Below are 15351 nucleotides of genomic sequence, written 5' to 3'. Positions count from 1 at the left end.
GGGCGCGATGTGGACGTGTGCACGCGTTCACGAAGTCCGGATCGCACCCCGGGCACCCAACACCCCCTCCACGCGGTCGTCTCGGGCGGGGCAAACCGGGCACTTCATCTCACGAAGGCACCTCAGGAGCCGCGAACCGGACAAGCGACCCTCGCGGAGGTGCCCGCCGGCCCACCGGACGCCCTGGCAGCCCCAATCGTTCCGTGACCTCCGTCACACTTCTGAGAGGCCCTCAGGAACGGGGCTTGGCCAACCAGCCCAACCGGTGGTAAGCGGGGAGCAATTCGGGCGTAACGATGAAAGTACGTGATCACGGCCCGGTCACGGCCGCCCGCAATGTCCGTTGTGGCGTCAATGGAGAGGGACACGGGGGGAATTTGCGCGCCCGATTGAACAACTGTGGCGCAGCACACGTTTCTTGAAGATATGAAGCAGCCCCTGGTACCGGTTGTTCCCATGTCCCACACCGCTCACATACGCAGCCACCGGAAACCCCGCCGCACCGCGCCCTCCACGATCGCGATGCGGGCCGGAGTTGCCGGTGGCGTCCTCAGCACCCTGGCAGTGGCCGGGGCGTCGGGTTCGGCGAACGCCGCCGAGCCGGTGACGCAGACCCTCGAACTGCCCACCCTGACGGCCGACCTGGCCGCCCAGGTCGCCGAGTCCGCGGACGCCACCCAGCAGGCGGCCGCGAACTACCAGCTGCGGGCCGAGCGCGACGCGGCGGCCGAACTGGCCGCCAAGCAGGCCAAGGCGGACCTCGCGGAGGCCAAGAAGAAGGCCGAGGCCAGGAAGAAGGCGGCCGAGGAGGCCCGCGCGGCAGCCGCCGAGCGCGCCGCCCGCGACGCCGAGCGCCCCTCGCTCACCACGCAGACCGCGACCGTCTCCGCGCCGGCCAGCGGCAGCGTCGCGACGGTCATCGCCTTCCTCCAGGCGCAGGTGGGCGACGCCTACGTCATGGGTGCCACGGGCCCCAACGCCTGGGACTGCTCCAGCCTGGTGCAGGCCGCGTTCAAGCAGGTCGGTGTGGACCTGCCGCGCGTATCCCAGGACCAGTCGATGGTGGGCACCGACATCCCGCTGTCGCAGATCCAGGTCGGCGACATCCTCTACTGGGGCGGCAAGGGTTCCGCGTACCACGTGGGTGTCTACATCGGGAACGGCCAGTACCTGGACGCCGCCAACCCCTCGAAGGGCGTCGTCATCCAGGACCTCTCCGGCTACCCGGCGTCGGGTGCCGTGCGCGTGCTCTGAGCCGCGCCCCACGGACGGAAGGGCCGCTGCCTCACGGAGGCGGCGGCCCTCCGCGTACCTGAGGGACGGGCCCGCACGGGGCGCGGTCCCTCGCGGTGACCACGCAGGACGCCACCGCGGTGACCGCGCACGCCCGCACGGCGGGGCAAGATCACCGTAATGCCGGAATTGCACCCCATGTGGGGTGCGTTGGCGGCGCGCGAAGCGCCACCGCGACCCCCGCCGCGCCCTGTGACGGGCCCTCACGGAGCCCGGGACCCGCGACGGGGGCCGGAGTCCGACACGCCGGACTCCGGCCCCCACAGGGGCGTCACAGCGACGCGCGCGTCAGGCGGCCGCCTCTCCCTCGCGCCGTGCGCGGCGGCGCTGGTGCGCCACGACGCCCGCGCCGAGCCCCAGCGCGAGCAGTGCCGCGCCGCCGAGCAGACCCACACCCTGGGCGCCGGTGAGCGCCAGACCGCCGCCGGTGTCGCCGCCCGCGGCGCCGCCGGAGGTGCCGTTCGTCCCGTTCGTCCCGCTGTCCGGTCCGTCGGAGCCGCCCTCGTCACCGGTCCCGGGTGCGGAGGGGCCGGCCGACGGGCCGCCGTCGGACCCGCCCGCACCGCCGTCTCCCGGCGCGTCCGGAGCGTTCAGCACGATCCACGCGGTGTCGTTGGCGGGGTCGGAGTCGAAGGGGTTGTCCCAGTCCGGCATCGCCACCTTGCCTCTGGCGCCCTCCACGACCCGGTCGACGCGCAGCTCGAACGGGAAGGTGAGCCGGGCGTCCTCCCGCAGCGGGGTCGCCACCGAGCAGCGGTGGCCCGGCACGCTCCCGTCGACGGTGATGGTCCGGCATTCCTTGGGCGCCGAGGTGACGGTCGACCCCTCGGGCGCGACCACCGTGAAGGAGAACGGCTCCCCGCCGGAGCGCAGCGCGCTGATCCAGGCCGGCCCGTTGTTGGCGAACCCGATCTCCGCCGTGACCGTGTCCCCGGCCCTGCCGGACGCGGAGGCGCCGGTGAGCTCCAGGTCGTAGGTGTTGGTCGTGGGCAGGTCCAGCTCGGCGTACTTGGTGTACTGCGCCGGGTCCGCCTCCCCGGCCCGCTGCAGCGTCAGATCGGGACCGCTGCCCTGCCGGCGCCCCTCGCCCCGGTGCAGGGTCTTCGCCTCGCCCGGCTCCAGGGGCCGGAACGAGTACGAGAAGATGTCATGCAGCGCGAAGTCGGCGGTCTTCACCCGCACCGGACCGGCCAGGGAGTACGCCGCTCCCGCCTCGAGGATGCCGGGGAAGGTGCAGAGCACCTCGGTGTGCTGCCGCAGCAGCGGGCCGGTGTCCACCACGGACGAGGAGCAGTTGCCGAAGCCGTCCGGGAAGGACAGCCCGCGCGAGCCGTACAGACGCAGTACCGTGCCCTCGGCCGGCAGCCCGCCGACGTTCATCACACCCAGCGGCGGCTCGAAGGTCTCGCCGGCCTTCAGGGTCTTGGGCAGGGAGAGTTCGCGGTTCAGCAGCTCGGGCCCGCCGACGCGCACGTCGATCGTGAGCGGCCGGAAGTCCAGCCCCTCGCCCTCGCCGGTGACGACGATCTTCCCGGCGTCCCCGGCCTCGCTGTCGTCCGCGAGGTCCAGCCTGATGCCGCCGACCCGGTTGTAGGTCGTGCCGGCGTACAGGTCGTAGCCCGAGCAGACCGCGACCAGGCCGTCGGCGTCGCACGGCAGGTCGGCCTTCGCGACGCCCTTCAGCCCGCGGGCGTCGATGCGGACCGTGTAGTCCCCGAGGTGCACCGGCGGGACCTCGCCGTCGCCCTCGAACGGCGTGCCGGGAACGTCCAGCCGCAGGTCGACCTGGGGCTCGGTGGGGTCGCCGTTGTCCGAGTGGAGGGACAGGTCCACCCGGTCCTCGCCCGTGATCACCACCGGGAGCGGGGCGTCGGCCGCGTGGGCCGCGCCCTGGACCCCGGCGGCGGCCAGAGCCGTGGCGCCCACCGCTCCCAGTGCCGCGAGCCGCGCGCGCAGCCGTCTCGCCTGCTGTGTCATGAATGGCTCTTTCGTCGAACGGGACGTGCCCGACTGGGTCACGTCCCGTTCGACACCGCCCGGAGTCGATCAGTTGTTCACGGATGCGTCACGCGACGATCACGATCGGACACCGTGCCCGGCCATGCCGGACATGCCCGCCGACATCGGTCACGCGCCGCCGGTCACGCCTTCGGAGCCACCTTGCTCAGGCCGTTGATGATGCGGTCCATCGCGTCGCCGCCCGTCGGGTCCGTCAGGTTGGCGAGCAGCTTCAGCGTGAACTTCATCAGCATCGGGTGCGTCAGGCCGCGCTGGGCGGCGATCTGCATGACCTTCGGGTTGCCGATGAGCTTCACGAAGGCGCGGCCGAGCGTGTAGTAGCCGCCGTAGGTGTCCTTCAGGACGCGCGGGTAGCGCTGGAGGGCGACCTCCCGCTGGGCCGGGGTGGCCCGCGCGTGGGCCTGCACGATGACGTCGGCGGCGATCTGCCCGGACTCCATCGCGTAGGCGATGCCCTCACCGTTGAACGGGTTGACCAGGCCGCCCGCGTCGCCGACGAGCAGCAGCCCGCGCGTGTAGTGCGGCTGCCGGTTGAAGGCCATGGGGAGCGCGGCGCCGCGGATCGGGCCGGTCATGTTGTCGGGGGTGTAGCCCCAGTCCTCGGGCATGGACGCGCACCAGGCCTTCAGGACCTCGCGCCAGTCCAGTTCCTTGAAGGAGTCGGAGGTGTTGAGCACGCCGAGGCCGACGTTGGAGGTGCCGTCTCCCATGCCGAAGATCCAGCCGTAGCCGGGCAGCAGCCGGTCCTGCGGGCCGCGGCGGTCCCACAGCTCCAGCCACGACTCCAGGTAGTCGTCGTCGTGGCGGGGCGAGGTGAAGTAGGTGCGCACGGCGACGCCCATCGGGCGGTCCTCGCGCCGGTGCAGCCCCATCGCCAGGGACAGCCGGGTGGAGTTGCCGTCGGCGGCCACCACCAGCGGGGCGTGGAAGGTGACCTCCCGCTTGTCCTCGCCGAGCTTGGCCTTCACGCCCGTGATGCGGCCGGTGCGGTCGTCGACGATCGGCGCGCCCACGTTGCAGCGCTCGTAGAGCCGGGCGCCCGCCTTCTGGGCCTGCCGGGCGAGCTGCTCGTCGAAGTCGTCGCGCTTGCGGACGAGTCCGTAGTCCGGGAAGGAGGCGAGTTCCGGCCAGTCGAGCTGGAGGCGGACGCCGCCGCCGATGATGCGCAGGCCCTTGTTGCGCAGCCAGCCGGCCTCCTCGGAGATGTCGATGCCCATCGCCACGAGCTGCTTGGTGGCGCGCGGGGTCAGACCGTCGCCGCAGACCTTCTCCCGGGGGAACTCGGTCTTCTCCAGCAGGAGCACGTCGAGTCCGGACCGGGCCAGGTGGTAGGCGGTGGTGGAGCCGGCTGGCCCCGCGCCGACGACGATCACATCGGCGGTGTTGTCGGAGAGGGGCTCGGTCACGGCGGGATCTCCCCAGGGTTCGAAATCTTCGTGCCGACCGGCACTGGACACAGGCAGTCTATTCAGCGGACGTGATCACCCGGCTGAAGGGCTGCCCCCGTGAACCGAGCTCTCCCCGCTGTACGGCTGCGAGTCCCCACCGACGAGGACGCCGTCACCTGGCACCGGATCTTCGACGACCCGGACGTGATGGAGTTCCACGGCGGGAAGGCGGCGGAGCTGTCGGTCTACGAGGAACTCACCGCGCGCCAGCGCCGGCACGACGCCGAACTGGGCTTCTGCCTGTGGAGCATGCTCGACGCGACGGGCCGGGTCATCGGCTTCACCGGCGCCCAGCCCTGGCCGCACGCGTGGGGCCCGGCCGGTGAGATCGAGATCGGCTGGCGGCTCGCCCGGGAGCACTGGGGCAAGGGGTACGTCACGGCGGCGGCCGTGGAGACGCTGGAGCGGGTGCGCGCGACGGGCCTGAGACACGTGGTGGCGATGGTGGACACCCGCAACGCCCGGTCCGCGGCGGTCACCCGGCGGCTGGGCATGCGACTCGCCGAGACGTTCACCTCGCCGGCGTCACGGCGGGAGGGCCACTGCTACCGGCTCGACCTCTGACCGCACCACCCCCGGCGACACATCACTCTCGGTAGTCGAATGTCACGGAACGCCACACGCTGCTTCCGTCGGGCGCGTCCCCGGCCTACCCTGCCGGTACCGCTGGGGGTGACGACCGTGCGTATGACACCCGAGAGTTCCAGGACATCCGGGGTGCGCGTGCCGCGCCTGGTCGGCCTGATGGCCGTGGACGCGCGCGAGTCGGCCCGGGCGCGGGGCCTGTCCGTCGAGGCGCCGGGCCGGCCGGACTTCCGTCACGCCGTCGTGGACTACGTGGTCCGCCAGTACCCGCAGCCCGGCACCGAGGTGCCCCGCCACTCCGTGGTGCACGTGTGGCTGGACTTCGGCGAGGGCGAGGGGGGCGGCGGGGTGCGCGAGCCGCGCGGCCCGCTGCCGCCGCCGGGCGGGCTCCGGTGCGAACGGGACGAACCCGGCGCCGGGGCCGCCGCGCGGGTCGTGGTGCTCAGCTCTCCTTGAAGCCCCGGTGCAGCGCCACCACACCGCCGGTGAGGTCGCGCCACGCCACCTTGGACCAGCCGGCCCGCTGGAGCCGTCCGGCCAGTCCCGCCTGGTCCGGCCAGGCGCGGATGGACTCGGCGAGGTACACGTAGGCGTCCGGGTTGGACGACACGGCGCGGGCGACCGGCGGCAGCGCCCGCATCAGGTACTCGGTGTAGACCGTGCGGAACGGCGCCCACGTCGGGTGCGAGAACTCGCAGATGACGATCCGCCCGCCGGGCCGGGTCACCCGGTGCATCTCGCGCAGCGCCGCGTCGAAGTCCTGCACGTTGCGCAGGCCGAAGGAGATGGTGACGGCGTCGAACACGTCGTCCTTGAACGGCAGCCGGGTCGCGTCGCCCGCCGTGTACGGCAGCCAGGCGTTGGTCCGCTTGCCGACCCGGAGCATGCCCTGGGAGAAGTCGCAGGGCACGACGTAGGCGCCGGTGCGGGCGAAGGGCAGGGAGGAGGTGCCGGTGCCGGCCGCCAGGTCCAGGACCTTCTGCGCGGGCCGGGCGCCGACCGCCTTCGCGACCTCCTTGCGCCAGCGCCGGTCCTGTCCGAGGGACAGCACGTCGTTGGTCAGGTCGTACCGTTCCGCGACGTCGTCGAACATCGAGGCGACTTCGTGCGGCTGCTTGTCCAGGGATGCGCGGGTCACGCGCCCATTCTTGCAGCCCGCCCGTCCGGCGGAGGCGTCGGCCGGTCCCCGGCCCTACGGGGTCCCCGCCGGCGACGGGCCCGGATCCGGCCCGTCGGCGCGTCCGCGTACCCTGTGGGTCTCCCGAGGAATCACACGAACCCGGCCGTCCGCCGAGAATCACCGACATTCAGGTGTACGTCCTCAGAAAGCGCACAGACTCGTGTGCCATGGTCACCCCCTCCGACGTCGTCTCATGAACGGAACGCACCCGATGCGCGGTCCGCTGTCCTCCGCTGCCGGGCTCGCCCTCCTCGCCGCCCTGGCCCTGGCCGGCGTGGGCTGCTCCGCCGGGGACGACGCGGCGGACGCGAACTCGGCGTCCTCCGCACCGGTCACCGCGTACGCGCCCTACGTCAACGCCTCCACCGCTTCCGGCACCGACACGGCGGGCTCTCCCACGACGTACAACCTGGCGTTCGTCATCTCCTCCGGCGGCGGCTGCACCCCGGGCTGGGACGGCGTCCAGGACGTCGACGACGCGCAGGTGACCTCCCGGATCGCCGGGCTCACCCGGTCGGGCGCCGACGTGCGGGTCTCCTTCGGCGGCGCCCACGGTGACGAACTGGCGGCCGCCTGCGACACCCCCGAGGACCTGGCCGGGGCGTACGGCGCGGCGCTCGACGCAGCCGGTTCCCGCCGCGCCGACTTCGACATCGAGGGCGACGAACTCGCCGACTCCGACTCGGTGGACCGGCGTTCGGAGGCGATCGCCATCCTCCAGGAGGAACGCGACGATCTGGAGGTGACGTTCACCCTCCCGGTCATGCCGTCCGGACTCGACGACGAGGGACTGCGCCTGCTGGAGTCGGCGAACGACCACGGCGTCCAGGTCGCCACCGTCAACCTCATGACGATGAACTACGCCGAGTCCTACGACGGCGACATGGGCGACTACGCCCTCACCGCCGCCCGGTCGGCGAACGCCCAGCTCCGGGACGTCTTCGGCCTGTCGGAGACGGCGGCCTGGCGGGGCATGGCGCTCACCCCGATGCTCGGCGTCAACGACGTGGCGGGCGAGACGTTCACGCTGGAGGACGCGGCGCAGCTCCGTGCCTTCGCCGAGGACAAGGGCGTCGCGTGGGTGTCGGCGTGGTCGGCGTTCCGGGACCGCCCCTGCGAGAAGGACGCCGACGACCCGCTGACGGACTGCAGCGGGGTGGAGCAGGAGGACGGCGCGTTCGGCGAGACGCTCGCGGGCTGAGGACCGGCCGGCGTGATCGGTCAGCGCCGCCGGTGCACCAGACGTCCGGCCACCACGGTCGCCACGCACGTGGACGCGCCCTCCCGGACCAGGGCATCGCGGTCGGGCACGTCGAACACCGCGAACCGCGCGGGCTTCCCGGCGGCGAGCGGCGGCAGCAGCACCAGCGGCACCGGGGAGAGCGCCGGGGTCCCGGGCAGTGCGGCCGGGCGCCCCGCCAGGGCGAGCCCGGCCCTGCGTACCGCGTCCACGGCCTCACGGCTGCGCAGTTCACCGGCGACCGCGACCGTGCCGTGCGCCAGCAGGCGCTGCACCCCGCGGCGCGCGCTGGCGCCCCGCGCGGAGGGCCCGGAGGCGAGGAGTGCCCGCGCGCGCAGCCCGAACAGCGGCTCGGTGCCCAGCCGGTCCGCCTCGCGCGGATCGGGGTGGTAGGCCTGCTCCAGCAGTTCCGGACCGTACGGGTTGAGCAGTCCGGGCGTCATGATGCCGGGCCACCGCCGCAGCCGGGCGTCCGGGTGGGCGGCGGCCAGCTCCTCGTGCGGGCCGACGGCGGCGATGAGCGCGCCGTCGACCAGGACGGCCGTCCCGGGCGAGGCGTCGGCGACGTGAAGGGTCAGCACCGGGGCGTCAGTTGGCCGGCAGGAGCTTCAGCTCCGGGTGGGCCGTGCCGCCTTCGATGGCGGTGGAGGAGATGTGGGATACGACCCGGTCGTCGACGGGGTCGTTCGCCGGGTCGTCGTGCACGACGAGGTGCTCGTACGTCGTCGACCGCTGTGCCGGGACCCGGCCCGCCTTGCGGATCAGGTCGATGATCTCCAGCCGGTTGGAGCGGTGCTTGGCACCGGCGGAGGAGACCACGTTCTCCTCGAGCATGATCGAACCGAGGTCGTCCGCGCCGTAGTGCAGGGAGAGCTGGCCGACCTCCTTGCCGGTGGTCAGCCAGGAACCCTGGATGTGCGCCACGTTGTCCAGGAAGATCCGGGCGATGGCGATCATCCGCAGGTACTCGAAGAGCGTCGCCTGCGTACGGCCCTTCAGGTGGTTGTTCTCCGGCTGGTAGGTGTACGGGATGAACGCGCGGAAGCCGCCGGTGCGGTCCTGCACGTCCCGGATCATCCGCAGGTGCTCGATCCGCTCGGCGTTGGTCTCGCCGGTGCCCATCAGCATGGTGGAGGTGGACTCCACGCCCAGGTTGTGGGCGATCTCCATGATCTCCAGCCAGCGCTCGCCGGACTCCTTCAGCGGGGCGATGGCCTTGCGGGGCCGCTCCGGCAGCAGTTCGGCGCCGGCACCGGCGAAGGAGTCGAGACCGGCCGCGTGGATCCGCGTGATCGCCTCCTCGACGCTCACCTTCGAGATCCGCGCCATGTGCTCGACCTCGCTCGCCCCCAGGCTGTGGATGACGAGCTGCGGGAACTCCTGCTTGATGGCCGCGAAGTGCTTCTCGTAGTACTCGACGCCGTAGTCCGGGTGGTGGCCGCCCTGGAACATGATCTGCGTGCCGCCCAGCTCGACGGTCTCCGCGCAGCGGCGCAGGATGTCGTCGAGGTCGCGGGTCCAGCCCTTGGCGGTGTCCTTGGGGGCCGCGTAGAACGCGCAGAACCTGCACGCCGTGACACACACGTTCGTGTAGTTGATGTTCCGCTCGATGATGTACGTGGCGATGTGCTCGGTGCCCGCGTAGCGGCGCCGGCGGACGGCGTCGGCGGCGGCGCCCAGCGCGTGCAGCGGGGCGTCGCGGTAGAGGACCAGGGCCTCTTCGGGGGTGATCCGCCCACCGGCGGCGGCACGGTCGAGGACGGGCTGAAGGTCGGCCTTCTCGGTCACCGGTGTCCCTTTCGCAGGGGTGTGGACGGACGGAATCAGCGTACGTCAGCCGGTTGCGCCCGTTGACGTCAGGCCGCGTACGCGCCCATCAGCAGCCCCGCGAAGGCCCCGCCGATCAGGAACGGGCCGAACGGGATGGACGTCCTGCGCCCCGCCTTCCGGGCGACCACGAGAGCCCCGCCGTACAGCGCCCCGCACAGGAATCCGGCGAGTGTGCCGAGCAGCACGGTCGGCCAGCCGTACCAGCCGAGGACCGCGCCCGCGCCGAGCGCCAGCTTCACGTCGCCGAAGCCCATCCCGGCCGGGTTGACCAGGAACAGCACGAAGTAGCCGGCGCCGAGCGCGAGCGCGCCCAGCAGGGCGTCCGTCCACTCCCCGGCGTGTTCGGGGACCAGTGCGGTCAGGCCCAGCAGCACCAGGGCGGCGGCCGCGAACGGCAGGGTGAGCGGGTCGGGCAGCCGCTGCACCCGGAAGTCCACGGTCGCGAGCAGCACGCCGGCGGGTGCCAGCAGCAGCCACACCGCCAGCTCGGGACGGGTCCCGGTGGCCGCCGCGAGGGCGGCGCAGACCAGCACGGTGACCGTCACGGGGACGGCGGCGCCCTTGCCGTACGGCGTCCCCCCGCAGTCCCGGCAGCGGGCCGGTCCGAGCCAGCCGGCGAGCGGGTGCCCGTGCGGGCACGCCGTGCGCCACTCCTCCCCGGACGGAACGGCGAACCGGTGGGCGGCGCGGGGCAGCACCGCGCCGGCCGCCGCGCCCCACAGGGCGGCGACGGCGATCAGCGCGACCTCCGGGCCGTCGGTCATCCCGTCCGGCCGCTCAGCCCGCCGCCGCGACGGCGTCGCGCCACGCCGGCAGCAGTTCGTCCAGCAGCGCCTCGGTGCGCGGCGGCAGCCCGCGGGCACCGCCGCGGGCGACCAGGTCGGACGCCAGGGCGGTGAGCCGCGCCGGGTCGTCGAGGGCGTGGGTGGCGCGCAGCAGCTCGTTCCACAGCCGCTCGTCGGCCGGGGCGGTGCGCAGCGCGGCGTTCAGCGCCTCGATGGCCTTCTCCGCGCGGTTCTTCTCCATGTGGAACCCGGCGAGCGCCAGACCGGTGTCCGCGACGAGCAGCGGCAGCTGCGCGTCGACGATCTCGTGGGTGAGCCAGCGGTAACGGCCCTCGGGCCGGTCGGCCAGCAGCGGGCCGCGCACCAGCACCAGCGCGTCGGTGAGCAGCCGCCCGCGCACCGCCCGGCTGTCCACCCCCTTGCCCTGCGTCGCCTCGTGGTACAGCGAGCGCAGCACGTCCAGGTCGGAGACGACGGACTTGGCGAGGGTGAGCCGGCCGGTGCCGTCGGTACGCAGCCGCGGGCTGCCGTCGGGGTCGGTGCCGAGCCAGTCCCGCAGCCGGCCGATCAGCGCCTCGCGCACGTCGTCGGTGACGCCGCGCGGCCACAGCGCGGAGGACAGCACCCGCGGGTGCACGCCCTCGCGGTGCAGGAGCAGCAGCGCCAGCGCCTCGTGGAGCAGCGCGCTGCGCTCGCCGTCGGGCGTCTCCAGACCGATGATCTCGTACGACCCGACCAGGCGCGCGTACACGGCGGGCCGGCCCTGCTCGCTGATGTCGACGAGGAACGGCGGCGTGGTGCCGGGCCCGTCGGGGCTGCGATCCGGGTCGGACTCGGTGAACAGCTCGACGACCGCGCGCTGTTGAGCGGCCGGCAGGAGCTGCGCGTCGAGTTCCAGACCGAGCAGCGGGGCGAGCAGCTTGCCCGCGCCGGTGATCTCCATCTCCCAGGCGGCGCCCGGCAGATCGCCGCTGCCGGTGCCGACGAGGTAGCCGATGCCGAGGCGGCCGGCGTCCGCGGCGAGTTCGGCGAGCGTCATGGCGTCGTCGGGGGACGGCTCGGCGGCGAGCAGCACCAGGTGCGGGGCCCAACGGGTGTGCTGCGCCGGGCCGGTGCGGCCGGTGAGCACGGAGTCGTGCCCGGCCGCGCCGAGCGCGCCGCGCCGCTGCCGGGTCTCCGCCTCCATCGTCTCGATCAGCGCCTCGATGCCGTCGAGGTGGCGCAGCCGGCTGGGCGCGAGGGCGGTGAGGTCCTCGCCGAACCCGACGAGCGTGATGGTCATCCGGTCCGACCAGCCGTTGGTCGCCAGCTCGGCGGCGACGGACGCGAACACCGCCGCGCGGTCCTCCTCACGGCCGCTCAGCGACACGATGCCGGGGACCGACTCCAGGTTGAGCAGCAGCCGGGAGTCGTCCATGGTGCCCAGGCTGACCAGGCCGGGGTACGGCGCGGCGGTGTCGACGTCCTCGTACCTCTCGGCGTCGGCGCGGGCCAGCATCCAGAACGTCTGGTCCTGCCCGAGCCGCCAGGGCGCCGGCGGCTTCCCGGACGGCTGGGCGAGCTGGAGGTGCAGGTCGCCGTTGCTGAGCCAGGCCGCGTAGACGGTGGGCAGCGGGCGGGACTCGGAAGCCAGCGACGCGGCGAGCCCGCGCAGCGACCGATCGAGCAGCCGTACGCCCTCGGGGTCGGCGCCGACGAGCAGCGCGTCCTGGACGTCGAGGGCGTCGCCGGTGGGCGTCGGCGGCTCCATGCCGCGCCGCCCGCCGATACCGCCGAACGCCGACTGCCACAGCGCCTGCCGGCGCCGGTGCCCGAGCGCCCCGAGCAGGCCGGCGGCCAGCAGCGGGGCGGCGAGCAGCGCCTCGGGGAGCCCGAACGACGAGGAGTCCCGGGCGGGCGTGGCCACCTGCTCCGGCGCGGGGCGTCGCAGGTCCGCGTGACCGGTCTCGCCGGCGGGCGCGGGCCGCTGCTCGGGCACGTTCACGTGGGCGGTGCCGCCGCTGCCGCTGTCGCTGCCGCCGCCGCCCTGCGCCTGGTCGCCGCCGCCGGCCGCGCCGTCACCGGTCTTCGCGTAGTCGCTGATCTGCTGCCGCACCTCGGGCGACACCTCGGGGGCGTCGTCCGGCATCTCGACGAGGTCGCCGCCGCGGGCGTCGCCGGGCATCTCCATGATCCAGCCGGGGCGGATCAGACTGGCCTCGTTCAGCCGCGAACCGTCGGGCTGCACGCGGTCCTTGTTGAGTTCGAAGATCTCCTTGTAGCGGCGTCCGTCGCCGAGGTGCCGCTCGGCGATCTCCCACAGCGAGTCGTGGTGACGGCCCTCGGGCGGCTGGATCCGGTAGAACTTCGTGTCGCTCTGCTGCCTGGCGGCGCCGCCGGCCGCCTCGGTGTGCGAGGCCTGCTCGGCGACCGCGGCGGCGGTGCCGGCGGCCTGCTCCTGCTGCTGGGCGAAGAGGCCGGGCGTCTGCTGGGCGGCGGCCACCGTGGGCCGCTGGTTGTCGTCGAAGGTCTGCCCGAGCTGGGCGAGCGACGGGGTGAAGCTGGCGGCGGTCGCGCCGACGAGCAGCAGGGCCGCGACGAGCTGGCGGGCGAGCAGCTGGCTGGGCCCGGCGCCGGGCACCCGCCCCGGCACGCCGACCCCGGACAGCGCGGCCTTCATCTCCACCAGCACGCACGCGGTGAACTGCGCCCAGGCGAGCCAGACGATGAACGTCAGGATGGAGAGGAAGGTCGAGACGGAGATGTCCTGCTTGAGCCACTCCATCGGCTCGAACGTGTCGGGGAACGGCCAGCCCGCCGTCATCGCCAGCGCGAGCGGCACGCCGACGAGCAGCACGAGCAGCGCCACGAACGCGAGGAACGCCTTGACGAAGTCCCCGAACGAACGCCGCCGCACCCGCACGGGCTGCGGCGTCCTGTTCCTCGGAGCCGTCGAGCTCGACGGGCTGTCACTGCGGCGTCGCGGCATGGCGGGTGTCCTGAGGTGTGGGGAGAAGGGTCCTTGAGGCTAGGGGGATCTTATTGACTCGAATGGCCGCAGTCGAAGGGTCCCGCCCGCCTCCGCCCGGCCGGCCTGTTCCGGCGGGACGCCGGCGAGGTCCCGGACGGGCCCGAGGCCCCGGCACCGGCCTGTGGACGGCGACCACCGCCAGGCCCGTCGCGCTGCCCCTGGACGCGGGTACGAAGGACGCGGAGACGTATCCCGCCTAGGCGACCGCGGGATCGACGCCGACGGCTGCCTCCCCGACGGCACGTTCGACACGACGCAGGACATGACCGTCCAGGAGATCCAGTCCGTCAACCACTGAACGGAGCCGCGGCCCGGCCGGTGCCGGTCGTACCCTGCTGAGGAGTGCCGAGCCGGCCGTCGGGGCCGGACTGCCGAGGGGGATGCCGTATGGGTGAGGGCAAAAGCGATCTCGCGCTTCCGTTGTCCGATCTGGAGGATTACGGGCGGCGGTTGCGGTCGCTGAAGAAGCGGATGAACCACACCAAGAAACTCTTCGACTCGTACAAGGACGACATCGGCGACGGCAGCGTCAACGACGCGCTCTCCGACTTCGAGTCGAACTGGGAGGACGGCCGTGAGGACATCACCCAGCAACTCGACGCGCTCGCGAGCATGTCCGACGCCGTGGTCCGCGAGTTCAAGAAGCTCGAGGACGAACTCACCAAGCAGGTCAACGAGAAGATGAAGGTCGAGGACAAGCGCCCCAGGAAAGGCGGCGGGGCCGAGAAGTGAACTCCCCGGCCCCGGCCTCGTGACGCCGGCTCAGTACAGCGTGGCGTGCAGGTGGGCGTCCACCGCGACGCCCTGCGGGGAGAGCGAGACGCCCACACCCGCGGTGAGGCCTATGTTCCCGGCCTCGACGTGGGCACCGAGGGCGCCCGCCTCCGCGTGGACGCCGAGGCCGAGGCCGGCGCCGCCGCCCGCCTGGCCGCCGGAGACGAGGTCCAGGTCGGCGTCGGAGAGTTCGGCGGTGTCCACCCGGGGGGCAGGATTCATGGGGGCGCGTTTCCCTTCGTGTCGGACGTCGCGTCGCTGGGTGTCCGCCAATTTCCGTCACGGAATGCGGAATGGTCCGCGGCGGCGGACCGCGATCGCCTCACCGATCAAAGCACGCGCGCATTTCCCCGACCAGCGACGTTCGTCCGGCGGACCACTCCGGAGCACCGAACACGTCACAGGTGTGACGGGAACGGCGAGAAATAGGCGCGGCTTCTTCACGTCCGGCACCCGGTGATCGGCCACGCACCGGTCACGGCCCCGGAATTCAGCGGTTCCCGTGACCGCCGCGAGAAGCAGCCGTGAATCCTGTGCCGATTCCCGGGTTTCTTCGGTCGGAGCGTCAGAACGTCACGACGTCGGCGCGCGTCACAGCGTCAGGGTCCGCGCGATGCCGTCCACGATGCCCTCCAGCGGTTCGTCGAGGACCGGTTCGGTCCAGGACACCATCAACGTGACGGCCGCGTCCGTCGTCGGCGGGCGCACGCCGTAGAAGAGCGTGCGGACGACCGGCCGCGGCCCGAACGGCCGCTTGCGCTCCTCGACGAGGTTCTGCCGGATCCGTACGGCGTCCCCGAGCGGCAGCCGCACCCGGCTGACGTCCGGCGGCCCGAAGTCCGTCGCCGACATGGACTCGGCGAGGAGGTCGAGTGTCACCTCGAGGTAGGTCGCGTCGGGGTGGATCGCGTCCAGTTCGAGCACCGCCGCCACGGACTGGTGCCCGCTGACGTACCAGCCGAACGCGCCGAGCGGCTCCCGGCCGCGGCAGTCGGCCGCCGCGCGTTCGAGGTCGCGGGCCAGCAGCCGGGCGCTGCCCTTCTCGCCGTCGCGTGCGTAGCGCTCGACGAGTTCCTTCGCCTGGTACTTGGCCCAGTAGGACAGGTCCAGCGTGCCGGCCACCGGGAACGGCACCCAGTCCTCCGAGCACTCCAGGCCCAGCTTCGACAGGTCGTCGGTCATCGGCG

Annotated in this window: 14 protein-coding genes and 1 pseudogene; 6 read left to right on the top strand and 9 right to left on the bottom strand. The window is 73.0% G+C overall.

What is annotated here, in order from left to right:
* The first annotated feature begins 426 nt into the window (after nt 1-426).
* Nucleotides 427-1254 (top strand): C40 family peptidase, encoded by an 828-nt coding sequence (locus F3L20_RS02845; protein ID WP_145829724.1) that lies wholly within the window; start codon nt 427-429, stop codon nt 1252-1254.
* A gap of 327 nt (nt 1255-1581) precedes the next feature.
* Here F3L20_RS02845 and F3L20_RS02840 read toward each other — a convergent pair whose 3' ends face one another.
* A complete protein-coding gene (locus F3L20_RS02840; protein WP_150151909.1) occupies nt 1582-3270 on the bottom strand; it encodes a hypothetical protein in 1689 nt (562 codons plus the stop codon).
* A gap of 164 nt (nt 3271-3434) precedes the next feature.
* Complete coding sequence (locus F3L20_RS02835; RefSeq protein WP_145829722.1) at nt 3435-4718, bottom strand: geranylgeranyl reductase family protein; 1284 nt, start codon at nt 4716-4718, stop codon at nt 3435-3437.
* Nucleotides 4719-4817: 99 nt separating this feature from the next.
* Here F3L20_RS02835 and F3L20_RS02830 point away from each other — a divergent pair, with 99 nt between their 5' ends.
* Entirely contained in the window at nt 4818-5324 is a 507-nt protein-coding gene (locus F3L20_RS02830) for a GNAT family N-acetyltransferase (protein ID WP_150151905.1), read from the top strand.
* A gap of 123 nt (nt 5325-5447) precedes the next feature.
* Nucleotides 5448-5801: a PASTA domain-containing protein gene (locus tag F3L20_RS02825; protein WP_145829828.1), complete on the top strand. Its 354-nt coding sequence runs from the start codon at nt 5448-5450 to the stop codon at nt 5799-5801.
* On the opposite strand, the gene F3L20_RS02820 is transcribed toward F3L20_RS02825, so the two are convergent.
* Nucleotides 5788-6483: a demethylmenaquinone methyltransferase gene (locus F3L20_RS02820; protein WP_150151902.1), complete on the bottom strand. Its 696-nt coding sequence runs from the start codon at nt 6481-6483 to the stop codon at nt 5788-5790. The genes F3L20_RS02825 and F3L20_RS02820 overlap by 14 nt on opposite strands.
* A 253-nt stretch (nt 6484-6736) precedes the next feature.
* Here F3L20_RS02820 and F3L20_RS02815 point away from each other — a divergent pair, with 253 nt between their 5' ends.
* Nucleotides 6737-7726 (top strand): chitinase, encoded by a 990-nt coding sequence (locus F3L20_RS02815; RefSeq protein WP_150151899.1) that lies wholly within the window; start codon nt 6737-6739, stop codon nt 7724-7726.
* Nucleotides 7727-7746: 20 nt separating this feature from the next.
* Here the strand turns inward: F3L20_RS02815 and F3L20_RS02810 are convergent, their stop codons facing one another.
* The 4 genes from F3L20_RS02810 to F3L20_RS02795 form a co-directional block, all read right to left on the bottom strand.
* Nucleotides 7747-8346 carry an imidazolonepropionase-like domain-containing protein gene (locus F3L20_RS02810; protein WP_150151896.1) on the bottom strand — a complete coding sequence of 200 codons (600 nt, stop codon included), beginning with the start codon at nt 8344-8346 and terminating at the stop codon, nt 7747-7749.
* Between the two features lie 7 nt (nt 8347-8353).
* Nucleotides 8354-9553 carry a cyclic dehypoxanthinyl futalosine synthase gene (gene mqnC, locus F3L20_RS02805; protein ID WP_150151893.1) on the bottom strand — a complete coding sequence of 400 codons (1200 nt, stop codon included), beginning with the start codon at nt 9551-9553 and terminating at the stop codon, nt 8354-8356.
* Nucleotides 9554-9621: 68 nt separating this feature from the next.
* On the bottom strand, nt 9622-10359 hold the full coding sequence (locus F3L20_RS02800) for a prepilin peptidase (RefSeq protein WP_150151888.1): 738 nt from the start codon (nt 10357-10359) through the stop codon (nt 9622-9624).
* Nucleotides 10360-10372: 13 nt separating this feature from the next.
* A complete protein-coding gene (locus F3L20_RS02795; protein WP_150151884.1) occupies nt 10373-13348 on the bottom strand; it encodes a BTAD domain-containing putative transcriptional regulator in 2976 nt (991 codons plus the stop codon).
* A 137-nt stretch (nt 13349-13485) separates the two neighbouring features.
* Between F3L20_RS02795 and F3L20_RS34390 the strand changes: the two are divergent.
* Together F3L20_RS34390 and F3L20_RS02785 are read left to right on the top strand one after the other, a co-directional pair.
* Nucleotides 13486-13688, top strand: a pseudogene (locus tag F3L20_RS34390) (hypothetical protein); the annotation flags it as partial.
* Nucleotides 13689-13777: 89 nt separating this feature from the next.
* Complete coding sequence (locus F3L20_RS02785; protein WP_145829715.1) at nt 13778-14122, top strand: hypothetical protein; 345 nt, start codon at nt 13778-13780, stop codon at nt 14120-14122.
* A gap of 30 nt (nt 14123-14152) precedes the next feature.
* Here the strand turns inward: F3L20_RS02785 and F3L20_RS02780 are convergent, their stop codons facing one another.
* Both F3L20_RS02780 and F3L20_RS02775 read right to left on the bottom strand, forming a co-directional pair.
* Nucleotides 14153-14386: a hypothetical protein gene (locus F3L20_RS02780; protein WP_150151881.1), complete on the bottom strand. Its 234-nt coding sequence runs from the start codon at nt 14384-14386 to the stop codon at nt 14153-14155.
* Between the two features lie 369 nt (nt 14387-14755).
* Entirely contained in the window at nt 14756-15346 is a 591-nt protein-coding gene (locus tag F3L20_RS02775; protein ID WP_167534449.1) for a hypothetical protein, read from the bottom strand.
* Nucleotides 15347-15351: the final 5 nt, after the last annotated feature.

The sequence above is a fragment of the Streptomyces tendae genome (genome assembly GCF_008632955.1).
Lineage (GTDB): Bacteria > Actinomycetota > Actinomycetes > Streptomycetales > Streptomycetaceae > Streptomyces.
The sequence above is the reverse complement of the archived record's forward strand: the minus strand, read 5'-3'. Positions and strand labels throughout refer to the sequence as shown.

What these genes read in the sequence shown, in the direction of transcription:
- F3L20_RS02785 (WP_145829715.1), top strand. Translation starts at nt 13,778, where the DNA reads ATGGGTGAGGGCAAAAGCGATCTCGCGCTTCCGTTGTCCGATCTGGAG.
- F3L20_RS02795 (WP_150151884.1), bottom strand. Translation starts at nt 13,348, where the DNA reads ATGCCGCGACGCCGCAGTGACAGCCCGTCGAGCTCGACGGCTCCGAGG.
- F3L20_RS02840 (WP_150151909.1), bottom strand. Translation starts at nt 3,270, where the DNA reads ATGACACAGCAGGCGAGACGGCTGCGCGCGCGGCTCGCGGCACTGGGA.
- F3L20_RS02825 (WP_145829828.1), top strand. Translation starts at nt 5,448, where the DNA reads ATGACACCCGAGAGTTCCAGGACATCCGGGGTGCGCGTGCCGCGCCTG.
- F3L20_RS02800 (WP_150151888.1), bottom strand. Translation starts at nt 10,359, where the DNA reads ATGACCGACGGCCCGGAGGTCGCGCTGATCGCCGTCGCCGCCCTGTGG.
- F3L20_RS02780 (WP_150151881.1), bottom strand. Translation starts at nt 14,386, where the DNA reads ATGAATCCTGCCCCCCGGGTGGACACCGCCGAACTCTCCGACGCCGAC.
- F3L20_RS02845 (WP_145829724.1), top strand. Translation starts at nt 427, where the DNA reads ATGAAGCAGCCCCTGGTACCGGTTGTTCCCATGTCCCACACCGCTCAC.
- F3L20_RS02815 (WP_150151899.1), top strand. Translation starts at nt 6,737, where the DNA reads ATGCGCGGTCCGCTGTCCTCCGCTGCCGGGCTCGCCCTCCTCGCCGCC.
- F3L20_RS02775 (WP_167534449.1), bottom strand. Translation starts at nt 15,346, where the DNA reads ATGACCGACGACCTGTCGAAGCTGGGCCTGGAGTGCTCGGAGGACTGG.